Source organism: Streptomyces sp. H27-D2 (assembly GCF_035828615.1).
Lineage (GTDB): Bacteria > Actinomycetota > Actinomycetes > Streptomycetales > Streptomycetaceae > Streptomyces.
In genome coordinates this window covers 32,824-52,857 of sequence record NZ_JAYMZR010000050.1, presented here as the reverse complement: position 1 = coordinate 52,857, position 20,034 = coordinate 32,824, and the positions used below count along the sequence as shown (strand labels likewise).

The 20,034-nt window shown below is 68.0% G+C and carries 19 protein-coding genes; 14 read left to right on the top strand and 5 right to left on the bottom strand.

All coding sequences use genetic code 11. The annotated features are described in order from the left end of the window. Positions 1-196: 196 nt before the first annotated feature. From QMK28_RS19850 to QMK28_RS19835, 4 genes are all read right to left on the bottom strand, one after another. On the bottom strand, positions 197-967 hold the full coding sequence (locus QMK28_RS19850; RefSeq protein ID WP_326439797.1) for a succinate dehydrogenase/fumarate reductase iron-sulfur subunit: 771 nt from the start codon (positions 965-967) through the stop codon (positions 197-199). Continuing rightward, entirely contained in the window at positions 964-2,952 is a 1,989-nt protein-coding gene (locus QMK28_RS19845) for a fumarate reductase/succinate dehydrogenase flavoprotein subunit (protein WP_326439795.1), read from the bottom strand. Before QMK28_RS19845 ends, QMK28_RS19850 begins: the two co-directional genes overlap by 4 nt. 49 nt (positions 2,953-3,001) lie before the next feature. Beyond that, positions 3,002-3,829, bottom strand: coding sequence for a hypothetical protein (locus QMK28_RS19840; RefSeq protein WP_326439793.1), 828 nt, complete (start codon positions 3,827-3,829; stop codon positions 3,002-3,004). A 320-nt stretch (positions 3,830-4,149) separates the two neighbouring features. Beyond that, positions 4,150-4,440, bottom strand: a complete 291-nt coding sequence (locus tag QMK28_RS19835) for a hypothetical protein (protein ID WP_326439791.1) — start codon at positions 4,438-4,440, stop codon at positions 4,150-4,152. 386 nt (positions 4,441-4,826) lie between these two features. On the opposite strand from QMK28_RS19835, the gene QMK28_RS19830 reads away from it, so the two are divergent. The 8 genes from QMK28_RS19830 (at position 4,827) to QMK28_RS19795 (ending at position 15,977) form a co-directional block, all read left to right on the top strand. Next, on the top strand, positions 4,827-7,208 hold the full coding sequence (locus QMK28_RS19830) for an ABC transporter family substrate-binding protein (RefSeq protein ID WP_326439789.1): 2,382 nt from the start codon (positions 4,827-4,829) through the stop codon (positions 7,206-7,208). Between the two features lie 358 nt (positions 7,209-7,566). Continuing rightward, positions 7,567-9,432 carry a translational GTPase TypA gene (gene typA / locus QMK28_RS19825; protein WP_326439787.1) on the top strand — a complete coding sequence of 622 codons (1,866 nt, stop codon included), beginning with the start codon at positions 7,567-7,569 and terminating at the stop codon, positions 9,430-9,432. 21 nt (positions 9,433-9,453) lie between these two features. Continuing rightward, positions 9,454-9,810 (top strand): hypothetical protein, encoded by a 357-nt coding sequence (locus QMK28_RS19820; protein ID WP_326439785.1) that lies wholly within the window; start codon positions 9,454-9,456, stop codon positions 9,808-9,810. 440 nt (positions 9,811-10,250) lie between these two features. Continuing rightward, positions 10,251-11,879 (top strand): peptide ABC transporter substrate-binding protein, encoded by a 1,629-nt coding sequence (locus QMK28_RS19815; protein WP_326439783.1) that lies wholly within the window; start codon positions 10,251-10,253, stop codon positions 11,877-11,879. A gap of 125 nt (positions 11,880-12,004) precedes the next feature. Then, positions 12,005-12,928 carry an ABC transporter permease gene (locus tag QMK28_RS19810; protein ID WP_326439781.1) on the top strand — a complete coding sequence of 308 codons (924 nt, stop codon included), beginning with the start codon at positions 12,005-12,007 and terminating at the stop codon, positions 12,926-12,928. Then, positions 12,921-13,898 carry an ABC transporter permease gene (locus tag QMK28_RS19805; protein WP_326439779.1) on the top strand — a complete coding sequence of 326 codons (978 nt, stop codon included), beginning with the start codon at positions 12,921-12,923 and terminating at the stop codon, positions 13,896-13,898. The genes QMK28_RS19810 and QMK28_RS19805 overlap by 8 nt, the downstream gene beginning before the upstream one ends. Before the next feature lie 11 nt (positions 13,899-13,909). Continuing rightward, positions 13,910-14,947 (top strand): ABC transporter ATP-binding protein, encoded by a 1,038-nt coding sequence (locus QMK28_RS19800; protein ID WP_326439777.1) that lies wholly within the window; start codon positions 13,910-13,912, stop codon positions 14,945-14,947. Continuing rightward, positions 14,940-15,977: an ABC transporter ATP-binding protein gene (locus QMK28_RS19795; protein WP_326439775.1), complete on the top strand. Its 1,038-nt coding sequence runs from the start codon at positions 14,940-14,942 to the stop codon at positions 15,975-15,977. The genes QMK28_RS19800 and QMK28_RS19795 overlap by 8 nt, the downstream gene beginning before the upstream one ends. Before the next feature lie 121 nt (positions 15,978-16,098). Here QMK28_RS19795 and QMK28_RS19790 read toward each other — a convergent pair whose 3' ends face one another. Further along, complete coding sequence (locus tag QMK28_RS19790) at positions 16,099-16,509, bottom strand: ATP-binding protein (RefSeq protein WP_326439773.1); 411 nt, start codon at positions 16,507-16,509, stop codon at positions 16,099-16,101. 162 nt (positions 16,510-16,671) lie between these two features. On the opposite strand from QMK28_RS19790, the gene QMK28_RS19785 reads away from it, so the two are divergent. The 6 genes from QMK28_RS19785 to QMK28_RS19760 all read left to right on the top strand — a co-directional run bounded on the left by QMK28_RS19785 (position 16,672) and on the right by QMK28_RS19760 (position 19,880). Beyond that, positions 16,672-17,562 carry a helix-turn-helix domain-containing protein gene (locus tag QMK28_RS19785; protein WP_326439771.1) on the top strand — a complete coding sequence of 297 codons (891 nt, stop codon included), beginning with the start codon at positions 16,672-16,674 and terminating at the stop codon, positions 17,560-17,562. Positions 17,563-17,573: 11 nt separating this feature from the next. Beyond that, complete coding sequence (locus QMK28_RS19780) at positions 17,574-17,771, top strand: DUF397 domain-containing protein (protein ID WP_326439769.1); 198 nt, start codon at positions 17,574-17,576, stop codon at positions 17,769-17,771. 40 nt (positions 17,772-17,811) lie between these two features. After that, positions 17,812-18,009 carry a DUF397 domain-containing protein gene (locus tag QMK28_RS19775; RefSeq protein WP_326439767.1) on the top strand — a complete coding sequence of 66 codons (198 nt, stop codon included), beginning with the start codon at positions 17,812-17,814 and terminating at the stop codon, positions 18,007-18,009. A 195-nt stretch (positions 18,010-18,204) separates the two neighbouring features. Continuing rightward, positions 18,205-18,975, top strand: coding sequence for an alpha/beta fold hydrolase (locus QMK28_RS19770; protein WP_326439764.1), 771 nt, complete (start codon positions 18,205-18,207; stop codon positions 18,973-18,975). 402 nt (positions 18,976-19,377) lie between these two features. Beyond that, a complete protein-coding gene (locus tag QMK28_RS19765) occupies positions 19,378-19,638 on the top strand; it encodes a type II toxin-antitoxin system Phd/YefM family antitoxin (protein ID WP_326439762.1) in 261 nt (86 codons plus the stop codon). Further along, positions 19,635-19,880, top strand: coding sequence for a type II toxin-antitoxin system RelE family toxin (locus tag QMK28_RS19760; RefSeq protein WP_326439760.1), 246 nt, complete (start codon positions 19,635-19,637; stop codon positions 19,878-19,880). The genes QMK28_RS19765 and QMK28_RS19760 overlap by 4 nt, the downstream gene beginning before the upstream one ends. Positions 19,881-20,034 lie beyond the last annotated feature (154 nt).

The window sequence follows — 20,034 nt, the reverse complement described above, 5'->3', positions numbered from 1 at the left end:
GCATGAACCCGACATGGACGAATCATCACAAGACAGGCAGCTCGGGGTTGACGAAAGACATAGGGGCACCCCCCCCGCGCCGGCGCGGGGGGAGGGAGAGGGCGTGCGGGGCGGCGCGGGATTCCGCGCGGGCCCGTCCCGTCCCGCGCTTACGATCCACCCCGCGCTTACGGTCCCGCCCCGCGCGCCCCCAAGCTCACCCGTTCCGACGCCTGATCTTGTCCCCCAGCCAGACCAGCGGATCGTACTTACGATCCGCAGCCCGCTCCTTCAGCGGGATCAACGCATTGTCGGTGATCTTGATGTGCTCCGGGCAGACCTCGGTGCAGCACTTGGTGATGTTGCACATCCCGAGCCCGTGGTCGTCCTGGGCGGAGGACTTACGGTCGAGACCCGTCTCGGCCGCCGCGTCGAGCGGGTGCATGTCCAGTTCCGCGATGCGCATCAGGAAGCGCGGCCCGGCGAACGCCGGTTTGTTCTCCTCGTGGTCGCGGACCACATGGCAGGTGTCCTGGCACAGGAAGCACTCGATGCACTTGCGGAACTCCTGCGAGCGCTCGATGTCCTGCTGCGCCATCCGGTACTCGCCCGGCTTCAGGTCGGCGGGCGGCACGAAGGCCGGGATCTCGCGCGCCTTGGCGTAGTTGAAGGACACATCCGTCACCAGGTCCCGGATGACCGGGAAGGCCCGCATCGGGGTGACGGTGATGACGTCCGTCCGCTCGAAGGTCGACATCCGGGTCATGCACAGCAGCCGGGGCCGTCCGTTGATCTCGGCGCTGCACGAACCGCACTTGCCCGCCTTGCAGTTCCAGCGCACCGCGAGATCTGGCGTCTGGGTCGCCTGCAAGCGGTGGATGATGTCGAGCACGACCTCGCCCTCGTTGACCTCCACCTGGAAGTCCCGCAGGCCGCCGCCCTCCGCGTCGCCCCGCCACACCTTGAAGTGCGCCTCGTACCCGCTCACCGGCTCAGCTCCTCGTCCGTCAGGTACTTCACCAGTTCGTCCGTCTCGAACAGCTCCAGCAGATCGGGCCGGATCGGCGTCACCTCGCGCCGCTCCAGCTTGATCCGGCCGAGCGCCGGGTCCAGGACGTTCAGCCCGCCGTTGGGCTCGGTCAGCCGGCAGTAGAGGTTGACCCGCCGCCACTGCCGGTCCATCTCCGGATGGTCGTCGCGGGTGTGCCCGCCGCGGCTCTCGGTGCGCTCCAGCGCCGCCCGCGCTACGCACTCGCTGACCAGCAGCATGTTGCGCAGGTCGATCGCGAGGTGCCAGCCGGGGTTGAACTGCCGGTGCCCCTCGACGCCGGCCTGCCGGATGCGTACGCCCAGATCGGCCAGCCGGCGCAGCGCCTCGGTCATCTCGTCCGCCCGGCGGATGATGCCCACCAGGTCGTTCATCGTCTGCTGGAGTTCCTGGTGCAGGGTGTACGGGTTCTCGGCGGCGCTCGACGCCTGCTGCGGATCGGCGGTCTCCGCGCTGAACGGGCGCAGCGCCTCCACCGCCGCCAGGTCCACCTGGGCGTCGTCCACCTCGGGGCGCGCGTCGCCCAGGCCGAGGGTGTACCGGGCCGCGTGCAGCCCCGCGCGGCGGCCGAAGACCAGCAGGTCGGAGAGCGAATTGCCGCCGAGCCGGTTGGAGCCGTGCATGCCTCCGGAGACCTCACCGGCCGCATAGAGGCCGGGCACGCCGGCCGCCGCGGCGCTGTCCGGGTCGACGGCGATGCCGCCCATCACGTAGTGGCAGGTGGGGCCCACCTCCATCGGCTGGGCGGTGATGTCCACGTCCGCCAGTTCCTTGAACTGGTGGTGCATGGACGGCAGCCGGCGGCGGATCGTCTCGGCGGGCATCCGGGTCGAGACGTCCAGGAACACACCGCCGTGCGGGGTGCCGCGGCCCGCCTTGACCTCGGAGTTGATCGCGCGGGCGACCTCGTCGCGGGGGAGCAGTTCGGGCGGCCTGCGGTTGTGGTCCGGGTCCTCGTACCAGCGGTCGCCCTCCTCCTCGGACTGCGCGTACTTCTCCTTGAAGACGTCCGGGATGTAGTCGAACATGAAGCGCTTGCCCTCGCTGTTGCGCAGCACCCCGCCGTCGCCGCGCACCGACTCGGTGACGAGGATGCCCTTCACGGAGGGCGGCCAGACCATCCCGGTGGGGTGGAACTGCACGAACTCCATGTTGATCAGCGGCGCCCCGGCGAGCAGCGCGAGCGCGTGCCCGTCCCCGGTGTACTCCCAGGAGTTGGACGTCACCTTGAAGGACTTGCCGATGCCGCCGGTGGCGAGCACCACGGCCGGGGCCTCGATGACGAAGAACCGGCCGGACTCGCGCTCGTACCCGAAGACCCCCGCGACGCGCTGCGCGGCTTCGCCGGCGGCGGCCCCGGCGCCCTCTGCGCCCTCAGTGGGGCCCTCTTTGAGCACCCGGGTGACCGTGAACTCCTGGAAGACCTTCAGCCGGGCCTCGTAGTCGCCGAACTCCCGCAGGTCCTCCTGCTGGAGCGAGACGATCTTCTGCTGGAGGGTGCGGATCAGCTCCAGGCCGGTCCGGTCGCCGACGTGCGCGAGCCGGGGATACTCGTGACCGCCGAAGTTGCGCTGCGAGATCCGGCCGTCCGGCGTCCGGTCGAAGAGCGCGCCCCAAGTCTCCAACTCCCAGACGCGGTCCGGTGCTTCGCGGGCGTGCAGCTCCGCCATCCGCCAGTGGTTGAGGAACTTGCCGCCGCGCATCGTGTCGCGGAAGTGCACCTGCCAGTTGTCGCCCTCGTTGACGTTGCCCATGCTGGCCGCGATGCCGCCCTCGGCCATCACCGTATGGGCCTTGCCGAACAGTGACTTGCAGATCACCGCGACCCGCATGCCCTGTTCGCGGGCCTCGATCGCGGCGCGCAGCCCGGCGCCGCCCGCACCGACCACGACGACGTCCCACGACTGCCGTTCGACTTGCGTCATTTCCCTGTCCCCTTCGAAGTCCCGCCCACAGTCCCGCTCAACAGACTTCTCAAAACAGTCTTGGGTCGTCGAAGGCGCCGCTGGCCAGCAGATACACATAGAAGTCGGCGAGGGCGACGCTGACCAGCGAGACCCAGGCCAGGAGCATGTGGCGCTCGTTGAGCCGGCTCACCAGATTCCACATCCGGTAGCGCACGGGATGTTTGGAGAAGTGCTTGAGCCGCCCGCCGACGATGTGCCGGCAGGAGTGGCAGGACAGCGTGTAGGCCCAGATCAGCGTGATGTTGACGAGGAAGATGATCGTCCCGAGGCCCATGTGGCCCCACTCGTAGTGCTCGTCGCGGAAGCTCAGGACGGTGTCGTACGTCAGGATGCCCGCGACCGGCACCGCGGCGTAGAAGAAGTACCGGTGGATGTTCTGCAGGATCAGCGGGAAACGGGTCTCGCCGGTGTACTTCTTGTGCGGCTCGGCGACCGCGCAGGCCGGCGGCGAGGCCCAGAATCCCCGGTAGTACGCCTTGCGGTAGTAGTAGCAGGTCAGCCGGAAGCCGAGCGGGAAGATCAGGATCAGCAGCGCGGGCGAGAGCCCCCACCAGCTGCCGAAGACGTCCAGGTTCGGGCCGTTGCGCATCGACTCGCAGTTGTCCGCCAGGCAGGGCGAGTAGAACGGTGAGACGTACGGGGCGTCGTAGTAGTCGGCGTTCCAGAAGGCCCGCCACGTCGAGTACACGATGAAGGCGAACAGCCCGGCCGCGGTGGCGGCGGGCGCGAGCCACCACCGGTCGGTGCGCAGATGCCGGGCCGGGATCGCGGCGCGGGTGGCGGAGCGCACTCCGTACGCGCCCGCTGAGGGTTTGGGTTCGGTGCCGGTTGCCAAAGGGGGCTCCGTGGTCGGGGATGGTCGCTGGTCCTGATCTGGCGAACGGGCTCGCCCGCGCCGGGCGGGGCCGCCGCTCGCGGGCCTCCGGGCCGGTGTCCGGCCGGCGTCGGCGCGGGCCGCCGGGACGCCCGCAAGCCGGCCGCCGGGCGACGAGGCGCGCTCGCGCGGGGCCGCCCGGACGGCCCCGTACGGCTCGCGCCGCTCCGGCGTCCGCGGCGGGCGTACGGCTGACCCGGCCGCCGCCGGTGCGGGGCCGTGCGTGCCGGACGCCTGGGAGGTCGCCGGAGCGGGGCGGGGCCGAGGTTCGTCGGACGGGGCTAAGGGGCGTGCCGGTCCTGCGCCCCCAGCCCCTCGTCGTCCACGTCCGTCCACAGCGCGCTGTCGTACGGCGCGTCGGGGATCGTGACCATGGCGGGTCGGCCGCTCCGCTCACGGTCGGGGGGAGCGGAGTCGTGCAGCAGCGCGAGACTCTCGCGCAGGTGGTCCGTGTCGCTCCGGACCCGCCGGATCTCCAGACCTGAGCCGATCCGCGCTTCGAGTCGGCCGATGGAGCGGACCAGGTCGTCGAGGCAGCGCTGAGCTGCCGTCAAATCGTCCTGCAGGGACATGACTTGCCTCCACCTCGCAGCTGCGGCGGGCAATGTGCGGGCGCGTCGCCGAGTAGTCCGGGGTCCTGCCCCCGGACCCCGGAAGTGTGGCGCGTCGCACTCCCCGTTGGGAAGGGATCTGTCGTGATTGTACCCACGCGAGGGTATGTTTTCCGGTTGCTTTCTCCACGAACAGAGCCATTCGTCCGGATTGAGCAACGCTCTTCGTCCCGATTGAGCCGGGCGGGTGGCATCCGGGCCGCGGCCGTCGTGTCGCCGTCGCGGAGTGCCGCCGGTCGCTTTCAGTGGGTCAGCGATAGATGCGATGAGCCGCAGAATGCGCCAAATGTGATCATCCTCGGCCGACTTCCCCGGGAGGCCGCGCGGCGAGCCCTGGAGGTACAGCCATGCCCATCGACGGCGACACGAACGGGGACACGGGCCGCGAAGCCCGTACGGTCCCGGGAGCAGCCACGGACGTGAGAGCCGCCGACGCGAGCGCCGGCCAGGCGGCCCGTAGGTCCCGTGGCCCGGGTGGCCCCCGTAACACCGCGACCGCGCGCGGCCTGCGCTGCGCCGCGCTGCTGGCGGCCGGGGCGCTGCTCCCGCTGCCGGCGCTGGCGGGGTGCGGCTCGGGCGGCGAGGAGATGGTGGGGGCGCCGGTCGTCCAGGACATCGCCGCCACCTCCCGCGACAAGGTGCGTACGGGCGGCACGGTGCACTGGGCGGTCCGCGAGCGGCCCGCCACCTACAACGTGTTCCAGACCGACGCGGACGAGGGCACCGACCGGGTGGCCGGCGCCGTGCTCCCGGCCCTGTTCACCCTCGACGAGCACGGCCGCCCGCAGCGCAACCCGGACTACCTGGACGCCGCCGGCATCGTCGACCGCGAGCCCAAGCAGACCGTCGTCTACCAGCTCAACCCCGAGGCGGCCTGGAACAACGGCCGGGCGATCGGCGTGTCGGACTTCAAGGCCCAGTGGAAGGCGCTCAGCGGCCGGGACAACGGTTACTGGACCGCGCGCAACGCCGGCTACGAGCGGATCGGGAAGGTCGAGCGGGGCGCGAACGCGCACGAGGTCAAGGTCACCTTCCGCAAGCCGTACGCCGACTGGCGCTCGCTGTTCACACCGCTCTACCCGAAGAGCGTGATGGGCAGCCCGCACCGCTTCAACGACCGCTCGCGCAAGAAGCTCACGCAGAGCGCCGGGCCGTTCGCCGTGAAGAGCAGGAACAAGAAGAAGGGCAGGGTCACGCTCGTCCGCGACCCCGAGTGGTGGGGCGGGCGCGCCAAGCTCGACAAGCTCGTGCTGCAAGCCGTCCCGCGTGCCGAGCGGGACACCGCGCTCGCCTCCGGGAAGCTCGACCTGGCCGACATCGATCCGCGGGACGCGCGCCGCATCACCCGACGGGACAAAGCGTCGGACGACGCGCCCCGGGCGAACGGCGACGAGGCGGCGGCCTCCCTCAAGTTGTGGGCGGTCCGGCACGGCGGTTCGAAGTCCGCGCGCGCCGAGGCCAGGGCGGTGGTGCTGAAGACCCGGGCCAAGGATCGTGCGCTGCGCCGGCTCCGGGCCCTCGCGGTCCGCAAGGCCCTGGCACCCGGCTATACACAGCTGGCGCTCAACGGCAGCGCGGGACCGCTGGCCGACGAGCAGGTGCGCCGGGCGGTGGCCCGCGCGATCGACCGCGAGGAGCTCGCCGATCTCGTCCTGAAGCCGCTGCACCTGCCGGCCGAGCCGCTGGGCAGCCATCTGCTGATGGCCGGGCAGCGCGGTTATCAGGACAACAGCGGCGCACTCGGCGGACAGGACGCCCAGGCGGCCCAGGCGATGCTGGCCGAGGCGGGCTGGCGCGCGCGCCGTCCGTCCGGCCCCGGTGCGGGCGAGGCCGACGCGAAGCGCGAGCAGAAGCCGGACGCGCAGTCCGGCACGGACGCCGAGGCCGGGTCCGGTGCCGGGGCCACCGAGAAGGCCGCCGAGGCCGATCGCGCGGCCGGCGCCCAGGCGGCGCGTGACACGGCCTGGCGGCTGAGCGTCGAGCCCGGCGCGCAGGCCCAGCGCGCCGCGCTGCTGCGGCAGGCGGCGGAGTACCGGTCGAAGAAGGAGGAGAAGAAGGCCAGGAAGGCGGCGAAGAGGACGGCGAAGCGGGCGACCAGGGCCGCGAAGAAGGCGCTGGCGCGGCGGACCGCGGCGCTCGCGGCCGCCTACCCCGCCACCAGCGGGCGCGGCTCGGTGGGCGCGGTGCGGCCCGCCGCCCGGATGAAGGACGGCAAGTCGCTCACCCTGCGCTTCGTCCTCCCCTCGGGGCCCGGCTCCGCGTCGCTGCGCGAGGTCGGCGGCCGCATCTCCGGGATGCTCGACACGATCGGCGTACGGACCCGGATCGTGAAGGTCTCCGACAGCAGCTATTTCAAGGACCACATCGGCGCGGGCGACTACGACCTCGCCCTCTACTCCTGGCCCGCCACCGCCTACCCGGCCACCGACGCGCGCCCCATCTTCGCCAAGCCGGAGCCCGCCGCCGACGGCTCGCTCCTCGTCGAGCAGAACTACACCCGGGTCGGCACGGACCACATCGACCAGCTCTTCGACCAGGCGGCCTCCGAGCTCGACGACGGAGCCTCCCGCGACCTGGTCAAGCGCGCGGACGCCCGCATCTGGGCGGCGGCGGGCTCCGTCCCTCTCTACCAGCGGCCCCAGCTGGCGGCGGCGAAGCCGGATCTGGTGAACGCGGGAGCGTTCGGGTTCGCGACGCCGCGCTATCAGGACATCGGTTACAAGAAGTAACCGGCCACGAGAAGTACCCGGCCACGAGAAGTAACCGGACTTCTACGAGAGGTATCCGGCTTTGACCGGAAGTATCCGGCTTCGAGAAGTCGGGCGGCGCGCGCTCGGCGGCACCGCCCGACCGGTCCGCGGAGCCGTCGCCGTGGCCCGATAATCGGCCCCGATCCGCTCGGGTGCGCATTCGTGGCAGGTAGAAAAGTCCTGATCAGGAGGGTTTTGGGGGGTGCTGAGGGTCGCCGATGAGGCCCGTGCGCCCCCTGGCCCGTACCATGGGGTGAGGCCGTGGCGTGTTCTGCCCGGCGGGCGCGCGTGCCGGACCGTACGCGATGCCACCCACGATTACGGGAGAAGCGCCGCAGTGCCCACGCGCCACGACATCCGCAATGTTGCCATCGTCGCTCACGTCGACCACGGCAAAACGACCCTCGTCGACGGCATGCTCAAGCAGGCCGGTGCCTTCGCGGCACACCAGCATCTGAACGAACGGATGATGGACTCCAATGACCTGGAGCGCGAAAAGGGCATCACCATCCTCGCCAAGAACACGGCGGTGAAGTACCACCCGAAGGATGGCGGCGACGTCGTCACGATCAACATCATCGACACCCCCGGCCACGCCGACTTCGGCGGTGAGGTCGAGCGCGGTCTGTCGATGGTGGACGCGGTCGTCCTCCTCGTCGACGCGTCCGAGGGACCGCTGCCGCAGACCCGCTTCGTGCTCCGCAAGGCGCTCGACGCCAAGCTGCCGGTGATCCTCTGCATCAACAAGACGGACCGCCCCGACGCCCGGATCGACGAGGTCGTCAACGAGACGTACGACCTCTTCCTCGACCTGGACGCGGACGAGGACCAGATCGAGTTCCCCATCGTCTACGCCTGCGCGCGTGACGGTGTCGCCTCGCTCACCAAGCCGGAGAACGGCCAGTCGCCGCCCGACAGCGACTCGCTGGAGCCGTTCTTCTCGACGATCCTCGCCTCCGTTCCGGCTCCGGAATACGAAGAGGGCGCGCCGCTCCAGGCCCACGTCACCAACCTTGACGCGGACAACTTCCTCGGCCGTATCGCGCTCTGCCGTGTCGAGCAGGGCGAGCTCCGCAAGGGCCAGCAGGTCACGTGGATGAAGCGCGACGGCTCGGTGCAGAACGTCAAGATCACCGAACTGATGATGACCGAGGCGCTCACCCGCAAGCCGGCCGAGAAGGCCGGCCCCGGCGACATCTGCGCGGTCGCGGGCATCCCCGAGATCATGATCGGCGAGACCCTGGCCGACCCCGAGAACCCGATCGCGCTGCCGCTGATCACGGTCGACGAGCCGGCCATCTCGATGACCATCGGCACCAACAACTCCCCGCTGGTCGGCAAGGGCGGCAAGGGCCACAAGGTCACCGCCCGCCTGGTCAAGGACCGGCTGGAGCGTGAGCTGATCGGCAACGTCTCGCTCCGCGTGCTGCCGACCGAGCGCCCCGACACCTGGGAGGTCCAGGGCCGTGGTGAGCTCGCGCTCGCCATCCTGGTCGAGACCATGCGCCGGGAAGGCTTCGAGCTGACCATCGGCAAGCCGCAGGTCGTCACCCGCCAGATCAACGGCAAGCTCCACGAGCCGGTCGAGCGGCTGACCATCGACTCCCCCGAGGAGTACCTGGGCGCGATCACCCAGCTGATGGCCTCCCGCAAGGGCCGCATGGAGACCATGACGAACCACGGCTCCGGCTGGGTCCGCATGGAGTTCGTGGTGCCCGCCCGCGGCCTGATCGGCTTCCGCACGGAGTTCCTCACGGACACCCGCGGCACCGGCATCGCGCACAGCATCTTCGAGGGCCACGAGCCGTGGTTCGGCGACCTGCGCACCCGTAACAACGGCTCCCTGGTGGCCGACCGCGCCGGCGTCGTGACGCCGTTCGCGATGATCAACCTCCAGGAGCGAGGCGTGATCTTCCTGGAGCCGACCACCGAGGTGTACGAGGGCATGATCGTCGGCGAGAACTCGCGCTCCGACGACATGGACGTCAACATCACCAAGGAGAAGAAGCTCACCAACATGCGCGCCGCGGCCGCGGACACCACCGAGAACGTGGTCCCGCCCCGCAAGCTCTCGCTTGAGCAGTCCCTTGAGTTCTGCCGCGAGGACGAGTGCATCGAGGTCACCCCGGAGACCGTGCGTATCCGCAAGGTCATCCTGGACCAGAAGGAGCGCGGTCGCGCGTACTCGCGCGCCAAGCGCTGACGCTTCTGCCTCGCAAGGTTCTTGTCCGGCCCGGAGTCCCGCTCAGCAGAGCGGGACTCCGGGCCTGCCAAGATTCTCGCCAGCCTGGAGGCGACGGTCAATCTCGACCTGGCGAGGAACAAGAGCAGGTCGCAGACTAGGTCGGTAGCTGTCACGGACCATCTGACCAAGAAGGGCCAGTACTACTTCTACCGCGGCCGTCGCTACGTGTCGGGCTACTGGACTGGCTCCGTCTGTAGCTCAGATGGAACGCGGATCAAGAAGGTTTCCAACGGCAAGGCGCACAGTTTCGGTGTGAAGGTGGACGGCGCGGTGCGCTGTGGCGAGAGGGTCAGTAAGAAGTCCCTCGGCTACAAGGTCAAGAAGCAGTATTGCTGACCCGTCCCTGAACATGCCGATGGCTCGGCACCAGCTCATCCTGAGCGGGCGCCGAGCCATCGGCATGTTCAGGGACGGCGTTTCCTAACGCTGGGCCCGGCCGAGGGCGCGGCGGGCCCGCAGTGCTCTTGAACCGTCCACGGCATGGACGAGATCGCTTCCTTCGGTGCGACCGGCACCGCTTCGTGTCCGCCTAGATGGATTATTTTGTCCGGATTCCGGACGTGGATCATCGGTATGTGATCGAAATGAGATCACTTACGTGTGGTTTATGGGGCGAACGTGACTAAGACTGGGGCCAATTGAGCTCGGGTCAATGGGTCCAGCGCTGTGGAGAGCGCCGACTCACGAGCATCAGGGGCCGGTCGTAGCTGTCAGGGGTGTCAGCACGGAACCGGCTCCTTTCCATGTAGTAACTGGACTCATGAGGAGGCAGTCCCATGCGCGGTGCCAAGAGCGCCACTTGGGTCGCAGGAGCGATAGCCATTGCTCTGACAGCAACGGCATGCGGTGGGAACAGCGACAACGCTGGCTCCGACGCCGGGATAGTGCGGGCCGCGTGGGGTGACCCGCAGAACCCGATCGAGCCGGCGAACACCACCGAGGTCCAGGGCGGCAAGGTGCTGGACATGATTTTCAGCAACCTGAAGCAGTACGACCCGAAGACCGGCGAGGCGACGAACGACGCCGCCGAATCCATCGGCACCAAGGACCAGCAGACCTTCACCATTAAGGTGAAGAAGAGCCTGAAGTTCTCCAACGGCGAGGCCGTAACCGCCAAATCCTTCGTGGACGCCTGGAATTACGGCGCTCTGAGCACGAACAAGCAGTTGGGTGGCTACTTCTTCTCCGACGTCGAGGGCTTCGACAAGGTTGCCCCGGCCAAGGGCCAGCCGACTGCCAAGACCCTCTCGGGTCTGAAGGTGGTCGACGAGCAGACCTTCACGGTCAAGCTCTCCCAGAAGATGTCCACCTGGCCCACCCGTCTCGGCTATAAGGCCTTCGCGCCGCTGCCGAAGGCGTTCTTCTCCGACCACGACGGCTACCTGGACAAGCCCGTCGGCAACGGCCCGTACGAGATCACCTCGTACAAGAAGGGCACGGAGATGAAGCTCGTCCCGAACAAGCACTACAAGGGCGACGACAAGCCGAAGAACAAGGGCGTCCTGCTCAAGGTCTACACGGACTCCAACACCGCGTACTCCGACCTCCAGGCTGGCAACCTCGACGTGCTCGACAGTCTCCCCGCAGAGCAGATCAAGAACGCCGACGCCGATCTGAGCGGCAACTACGTCTCGCAGCCCGCGGGCATCGTGCAGACCATCACCTTCCCGCTCGACAAGAAGGCGTGGAACAAGGACGGCGTGGAGAAGGTCCGCAAGGGTCTGTCCATGGCGATCGACCGCAAGCAGATCACCGAGAAGATCTACCACGGGACCCGTACCCCGGCGACCGACCTGACCTCCCCTGTGCTCGGCGCGACGAACGGTTACAGCAAGGACGTCTGCGGCGACTCCTGCACGTACAACCCGGCCGAGGCCAAGAAGCTCATCAAAGCAGGCGGCGGCATCCCCGGCGGGAAGATGACCATCAGCTACAACGCTGACAAGGACTCCCACAAGGATTGGGTCGACGCGGTCTGCAACAGCATCAATAACGTGCTGGGCAAGGACACCGCGTGCGTCGGCAACCCGGTCGGCACCTTCGCGGACTTCCGCAACCAGATCACCAAGGGTGAGATGACCAGCCCGTTCCGCGCCGGCTGGCAGATGGACTACCCGCAGATCGAGAACTTCCTGACTCCGCTGTTCGCCACAGGGGGTAGCTCCAACGACTCGAAGTGGAGCGACAAGAAGTTCGACGGTCTGCTGAAGCAGGCCGCGGCCGAGCCGGACACCAAGAAGGCGGTCGACCTGTATAAGGACGCCGAGAAGCTCGTCCTCGACGACATGGTGGCCATCCCGCTCTGGTATCAGAACGGCATCGCCGGATGGTCGCAGAACGTCTCCGACGTCACGCTCGACCCCTTCAGCGTCCCGGTCTTCACGGACGTCAAGGTCAAGGGCTGATCCCGACCGACACATGAGCCCCTGAGCGGGGCACATCGAATCAACCGCTCACGGCGGCAGGGAGCGGCCGGGACCTGGTCAACAGGTTCCGGCTGCCCCCGCGTCGGCGCTTTTCTGGAGGACACATGGGGCGCTACGTCTTGCGACGACTGCTCCAGATGGTTCCGGTCTTCATCGGCACCACATTCTTGATCTTCGTCATGGTCTACGCGCTCGGTGACCCCGTCGCGGCCATGTTCGGAGACCGGACACCGGACCCGGCAACGGCCGCGCAGATCCGGGAGTCCCTGCACCTGAACGACCCGCTGTGGAGTCAGTATCTGCAGTACATGGGCGGCATCTTCCAGGGTGACTTCGGTACGGCCTTCAACGGCCGGCCCGTTGTCGATCTGATGGCCGACGCCTTCCCGAACACCATCAAGCTGACGCTGGTCGCCTTCGCCATCGAAGTCGTCGTCGGTGTGCTGCTCGGCCTGATCGCGGGCATGCGCCGGGGCCGGCTGATCGACACCGGCGTGCTGGTCTTCACGCTGCTCGTGATTTCGGTCCCGACCTTCGTCACTGGTTACCTCTTGCAGTACTTCGTCGGCGTGAAGTGGGGCCTGGCGTCACCATCCGTCTCGGCCGAGGTCCCCTTCGGCGACCTCATTCTCCCCGGTATCGTGCTGGCGGGTGTCTCCCTGGCGTACGTGGCCCGACTGACCCGCACGTCCATCGTCGAGAACATCCGCTCCGACTACCTCCGCACGGCCACTGCCAAGGGCCTGCCGCGTCGCCGGGTCGTCACGGTGCACCTGCTGCGCAACTCGCTGATACCCGTCATCACCTTCCTCGGCACCGACATCGGCGGCCTGATGGCCGGCGCCATCGTCACCGAGCGGATCTTCAACCTCCAGGGCGTCGGCTACCAGCTCTACCAGGGCATCCTGCGGCAGAACGCGCCCACCGTGGTCGGCTTCGTCACCGTCCTGGTGGTTGTCTTCCTCGCTGCCAACCTGCTCGTCGACCTGCTCTACGCGGTCCTGGACCCGAGGATCCGGTATGCCTGAGATACAGCCTGACGTTTCCCCCGCCCAGGCAGCGCCGGCAACGGCCTTGCCCGCCCTGGAACAGCAGAACCACAACAGTCAGAACCAGGACGGGCCCGGCCCGACCGCCAAGGCGCGGGAAGAGAAGGCGCGCAGCCTGTGGGGCGACGCCTGGCACGACCTGCGGCGTAACCCGGTCTTCTACATATCCGCGGTGCTGATCCTCTTCCTGGTCGTCATCTCCATCTGGCCGACCCTGATGACCAGCACCAGCCCGTACGCGTGCGATGTCTCCAAGTCCGGTCAGGGTTCCGCGAGCGGCCACCCCTTCGGGTTCGACAAGCAGGGCTGCGATGTCTATGCCCGTACGGTCCACGGTGCCCGCGCCTCCGTCACCGTCGGCATCTGCACCACTCTCCTCGCCGCCGCCATCGGCTGTGTGATGGGTGGCCTCGCCGGGTTCTTCGGCGGCTGGCGTGACGGGGTGCTCTCCCGTATCGGCGACATCTTCTTCGGGATCCCGATCCTGCTTGGCGGCATCGTTTTCCTGTCCGTCGTCAAGGGCGGCTCGATCTTCACCGTCGTGGTGCTGATGGCACTCCTCGGCTGGCCGCAGATCGCACGCATCGCACGCGGAGCGGTAATCACTGCCAAGCAACAGGACTATGTCCAGGCGGCACGAGCCCTCGGTGCGAGTACGCCCCGGATCCTGCTGCGCCACATCACGCCCAACGCGCTGGCCCCGGTCATCGTGGTGGCCACGATCGCGCTCGGCACGTACATCTCCCTGGAAGCGACGCTGTCCTTCCTGGGCGTGGGCCTCAAGCCCCCGACGGTTTCCTGGGGTATCGACATCTCTCAGGCCGCCACCCAGATCCGCAACGCTCCGCACACGCTGCTCTACCCGGCAGGCGCACTGAGTATCACGGTGCTCGCGTTCATCATGCTCGGCGACGCGGTGCGCGACGCCCTCGACCCCAAGCTGCGCTGAGGAGGCCGTACGTGACCACCATCGAGAAGACCGCGGGCGTCCCCGTGCCCCGAACCGAGGATGAGAGCAGCGGCCCGCTGCTCGAAGTCCGCGACCTGCACGTGGAGTTCCACACTCGGGACGGCATCGTCAAGGCCGTCAACGGTGTGAACTACAGCGTCGGCGCAGGCGAGACGCTTGCTGTGCTGGGCGAGTCAGGCTCCGGCAAGTCCGTGACGGCGCAAGCCGTGATGGGCATCCTCGACATGCCGCCGGGCCGGATTCCGCGGGGAGAAATCCTCTACCGCGGCCGGAACATGCTGGAGATGTCGGGCGAGCAGCGCCGGAAGATCCGCGGTGCCAAGATTGCGATGATCTTCCAAGACGCGTTGTCCTCCCTCAACCCCGTGCTCTCCGTCGGCTACCAGCTAGGCGAGATGTTCCGAGTCCACCAGGGAATGTCTAAGAAAGCGGCCAAGGTGAAAGCCATTGGGCTGATGGACCGGGTGGGCATCCCCGCCGCCAAGGAGCGGATCGGCGACTACCCGCACCAGTTCTCCGGCGGCATGCGCCAGCGCATCATGATCGCGATGGCGCTGGCCCTGGAGCCCGACCTGATCATCGCGGACGAGCCCACCACCGCGCTGGACGTCACTGTCCAGGCCCAGGTGATGGACCTGCTCGCGGAGCTCCAGCGCGAGTTCAACATGGGCCTGATCCTGATCACCCACGACCTCGGCGTCGTCGCCGACGTCGCGGACAAGATCGCGGTGATGTACGCGGGCCGGATCGTGGAGACCGCCCCGGTGCGCGAGCTGTACAAGCGCCCCGCGCACCCGTACACCCGCGGCCTGCTGGACTCGATCCCGCGCCTGGACCAGAAGGGCCACGAGCTCTACGCGATCAAGGGCCTGCCGCCCAACCTGCTCAACATCCCGGCCGGTTGCGCCTTCAGCCCGCGCTGCCCCAAGGCGCAGGACATCTGCCGCACCGACGTGCCGGCGCTGGAACAGGTCAGCGACGAGCGCGCGAGCGCGTGCCACTTCTGGAAGGAGACGATCGATGGCTGAGCAGCGTGAGCCGATCCTCCAGGTCCGCAACCTGGTCAAGCACTTCCCGCTGACCCAGGGGATTCTGATCAAGAAGCAGATCGGCGCGGTCAAGGCCGTCGACGGCATCTCCTTCGATCTCTACCGGGGCGAGACCCTGGGCATCGTCGGCGAGTCCGGCTGCGGCAAGTCCACCGTCGCCAAGCTGCTGATGACCCTGGAGAAGGCCACCGCGGGCGAGGTCTTCTACAAGGGCCAGGACATCACCAAGCTGTCCGGCCGCGCGCTGAAGACCGTGCGCCGCAACATCCAGATGGTCTTCCAGGACCCGTACACCTCGCTCAACCCCCGGATGACCGTCGGCGACATCATCGGCGAGCCGTACGACATCCACCCCGAGGTGGCCCCCAAGGGCGAACGCCGGCAGAAGGTCCAGGACCTGCTGGACGTGGTCGGGCTCAACCCGGAGTACATCAACCGGTATCCGCACCAGTTCTCCGGCGGCCAGCGCCAGCGCATCGGCATCGCCCGCGGCCTCGCGCTGAACCCGGAGATCATCATCTGCGACGAGCCGGTCTCCGCGCTCGACGTGTCGGTGCAGGCGCAGGTCATCAACCTGATGGAGAAGCTCCAGGACGAGTTCGATCTGTCCTACCTCTTCATCGCGCACGACCTGTCGATCGTCCGGCATATCTCCGACCGGGTCGGCGTGATGTATCTCGGCAAGATGGCCGAGATCGGCACCGAAGAGCAGATCTACGAGCACCCGACCCACCCGTACACCCAGGCGCTGCTCTCGGCCGTCCCCGTCCCGGACCCCGAGCTGCGCGACCACCGCGAGCGCATCATCCTGTCGGGAGACGTCCCGTCCCCGGCCAACCCGCCCTCCGGCTGCCGCTTCCGTACGCGCTGCTGGAAGGCGCAGGACAAGTGCGCCACGGACGTCCCGCTGCTGGCGATCCCGGAGCGCTTCCGGGGCGCGGACTCACCCGCCGCGCACGACTCGGCCTGCCACTTCGCCGAAGTCAAGGACGTCGTCGGCGCGGTGTAGCCTGCGGCTCGCTTTGGGGGGTGCGCTCGGTCCGTACGGACCGAGTGCACCCCTTCGGCGTTCCTCCCGCCGACGTCAGGCCGGCGTCAGGCTCCTGCGTCAGGCCGACGTCAGGCCGACGTCACGCCGGCTTCGGTGCCATGCTGAACCACACCGACTTGCCCGTGACCTCGCCCGCCTTGTCGGTGAACTCCTCGACCCCCCAAGTCTCCGCGAGCGCCTCGACGAGCCCCAGCCCGCGCCCGTTCTCGTCCTCAGGACCGGGGTCCAGCTTGCGCGGCAACGCCGGCCCGGTGTCCCAGATGGCCACCCGCAGATCGTCCGGAACCCAGTCCACGCTGACGAACGCGTCCTCGCAGCCGCTGTGCCGGTAGGCGTTGGTGACCAGCTCCGAGACGAGCAGTTCGGTGGTATCGATGAGACAGTCCAGCCGCGCCGCCGCGAGGATGCTGCGCAGGGTGGCTCGGACGACGCCGACGGCGCGGGGGTCGCGGGGGATGTAGAGACCGTAGGTCCAGGGTTCTTCGGGCATGCACATGTGGCAGCCTCCAGGTGTGGGTTCTGTGACTGATGCCACACTCACGGTAAGACCAGCGGGCTTCTATATACAACCTCATTGGCAAAAGAGGCAGTTACGAACTGGACGGACTTGGTGGCCCTGAGTGAGACTGTGTGGGTCTGATTGGGAGGATGTATGGGTCTGAGGGGCAATCCCACTTACCGTCAGCGCCGGTTCGGGGCGGAGCTCCGCCAACTGCGGGAGCGGGCCGACCTTTCGTCGACCGATGCTGCCGCCCTTCTCGGTATGAAGCAGCCGCACATGAGCGCCATTGAGGCGGGCAAGACCAGCCTTGCGCTGGAGCGCGTACAGCGTCTCGCCGGGATCTATGGTTTGAGTTCTACCCCGTTTCTCGAAAGCTTGACCGAGATGGGGAAGGATTCGGGCAAGGGCTGGTGGAGTGCCTACCGCAAGATGCTCGGTGCATCCCATCTGGACCTGGCCGAGCTGGAATCGGCAGCTGTCGGCCTCGCCAGCTACGAGCTGCTGTTCATTCCGGGCTTGCTCCAGACTCTGTCGTACATGACGGCTCTGCACAGCGGGGGCTCCGGCAGCTCTCGACCCGAAGTGCAGGATGCGGCCGTCGAGTTCAGGATGGAACGCCAGAAGATCCTCACCGGTGAGAATCCGCCTCGCCTGCACGCGATCATCCACGAGACGGCTTTGCGGGTTCAGTACGGAGGGCACGAGGTGATGCGGGACCAATTACTCCGGCTCATCGAGGTGTCCCGGCTCCCTAACGTAACCATCCAGATCGTCCCGTTGGAGGCGGATGCGCGGGCGGCGTTCAGCCACTCCTTCATGGTGATCGAGCCCGCCGTGCGGGAACTGGGCACGATCCTCGTCGATCAACTGGGCAAGTCCCAGCTTCGGGGCGACCCGCAGTCGATCACTGACTACAGTGCTAATCACACCAGGTTGAGCGAGCTGGCCCTTCCTGCGGTCGACGCCCGGTCCGAGCCGGAGACGCGCACGGTAAAAGACTCGCTGGGGCTCATCCAGCACATCCTGTACCCCTTGCTCTAGGAGAGACGCGCATGGCCTCGCTGCGGTGGCAGAAATCCAGCTTCAGCTCGGGTGATGCCGCGAACTGCCTCGAACTCGCCGTCGGCACCGGCATCACCCACCTCCGCGAGAGCGACGACCCTTCGCGGGTCGTCACGACCACCCCCGCCGCGCTCCGCGCGTTCCTGCGGGCTGCGAAGGCGGGGGAGTTCGACCACCTCGTTCCGTAGCGGCGTAGATCCGGTAGCCCTGGCTCTAGGGGAGACGCACATGCCCCCGCTTCACTGGCAGAAGTCCAGCTTCAGCGAAGCCGGTGCATCCAACTGCGTCGAACTCGCAGCCGGCACCGGCGTCACCCACCTCCGCGAGAGCGACGACCCGTCGCGGGTCGTCACCACGACCCGCGCCGCGCTCCGCGCGCTCCTCCGCGCCGCGAAGGCGGGGGAGTTCGACCACCTCGTTCCGTAGCGGCGTACATCCTGTAGCCCTGGCTCTAGGGGAGACGCACACGACCCAGCTCCACTGGCAGAAGCCCAGCTTCAGCGAGGGCGGCTATGTGGCCTGCGTGTTGCGTTGACCTGTCCTGTCGCAGACCGCGAGAGTTGGTCGTCGGTGATCTCCGGCATCCGCACTGGGAAACCACCTTATGATCAGAGGCCCATCGTGACAGGACAGGTTATTCCGCACGAGGTGCAGGGCAGCGGCCCGGAACGAGCCCTGCTGCTCCACAGCTGGTTCGGCGACCGGTCGAGCTTCGACCAGATGCGTGAGCACCTGAACGGGGACACGTTCAGCTCCGCGTTCCTGGATTGCCGTGGGTACGGCGAGGCGATGGACGCCGACGGCGCTTTCACGATGGAGGAGGTCGCCGAGGACGCCCTTGCCGTGGCCGACCATCTGGGCTGGGAGACCTTCTCGGTCATCGGTCACTCCATGAACGGTGTGGCGGCCCAGCTGATGCTGCTCGACGCCCCGTCGCGCGTCCGCTCGATCATCGGCATCTCGCCGGTGGCCGCATCCGGCTTCCCGCTCGAAGGGGAGAGCTGGGAGCTGTTCGCCGGGGCCGCGAAGAATCCCGGCAACCGCAGAGCGATCATCGACAACACCACCGGCGGGCGGCACAACGACGCCTGGCTGGACGCCATGGTGAGCCGCTCGGTGGAGCGTTCCTCGGCGACGGCCTTCCGCGCGTATCTGGACTCCTGGTCGCGCACCGACTTCCACGAGCGTGTGAAGGACAACCCGACCCCGGTGCTCCTCGTCGCCGGCGCGAACGACCCGGCGCTGGGACCCGAGGCCATGCAGGCCACCTGGCTGCAGTGGTATCCGAATGCCGAGCTTGAGGTGCTCCAGGACGCGGGCCACTTCGCGCCGGAGGAGACCCCCAAGGCCCTCGCCGCGGCTGTCGAGCGGTTCCTCGGCCGTTTGGGCTGACTGATCGATTCGGAATGAAGCTCGGAGTCGGCGGCGGCAGATGATCGTTTGCGTAGGAGACGTCGGTACTCATCGAACTCGTACCCGCGGTCGGCAACAGCCGCTTGGGGCGTTGAGGTGGCTGCCAACGCGGCCGGCGGCACCCACCTCCGCGAGAGTGACGACCCCGCGCGGGTCGACACCACGACCCGCTCCGCGCTTGAGCGTTCCTGCGGGCTGCTGAGGCGGGGGACGTACGACCACCTCGTTCCGTAGCCGCGTATATCCCGTAGCCCCTGCATGGATGAGGAAGGCGCACCTGTCTCAGTACCCGTGAACAAGCTGATCGCAGCAGGATCCGGCATCCGCAGTCGGATGCGCGACCCGGACCCCAAATGCGCGCACTTCTGTAAACTAGTGTGCATGACGGAGATCACCTATTCGATCGTGGAAGCCCGCGCCCGGCTCGGCGCCATCGCCCGCGAGGTCAGCGCCACCCGCGAGCCGGTCGCCATCACCGATCACGGTCACACCATCGCGATACTGGTCAGCCCGGCCGATGCCCTGGAGCTCCAGGAGATGCGGGCGCTGGCCGCCTACCGTGAGCGGCAAGCCCGCGGGGAGCGGGCCGGCGTCCCGCACGACGAAGCGTTCCGCCGCGTCTTCGGCGGTGGCGCGGCGTGACGTATGACGTCATCTGGGGGTCCGAGGCCCTCGCCCAGGCGGAGCGTTTCGCCCAGGACGACCCCAAGGGGGTCCGGCAGGTCTTCGCCGCGGTCGACCACCTCGCCGACGACCCCCGGCCCGAGGGCGCGTTCGGCAGCGCCGATGTGCTGCGCATCCACATCGGGATATACCGCGTCCTGTACGAGATCGGCGACCGGCAGGTCCGGGTCAGCGTGATCCACCTCGGCAGCCTGCGCTGAGCAGCCCGCATCAGCTGGTCCACACACCCGCTCCACGCAGCCCGTATCGCCACTCGCGCATACGGGGGTTTCTGCGTGCCCGCCCGCGCGTGCGGCCGTACTGAAAGTACAAGCTGTCGCATATTGGGGTGCTATTTGCTACAAAGCGACGCTT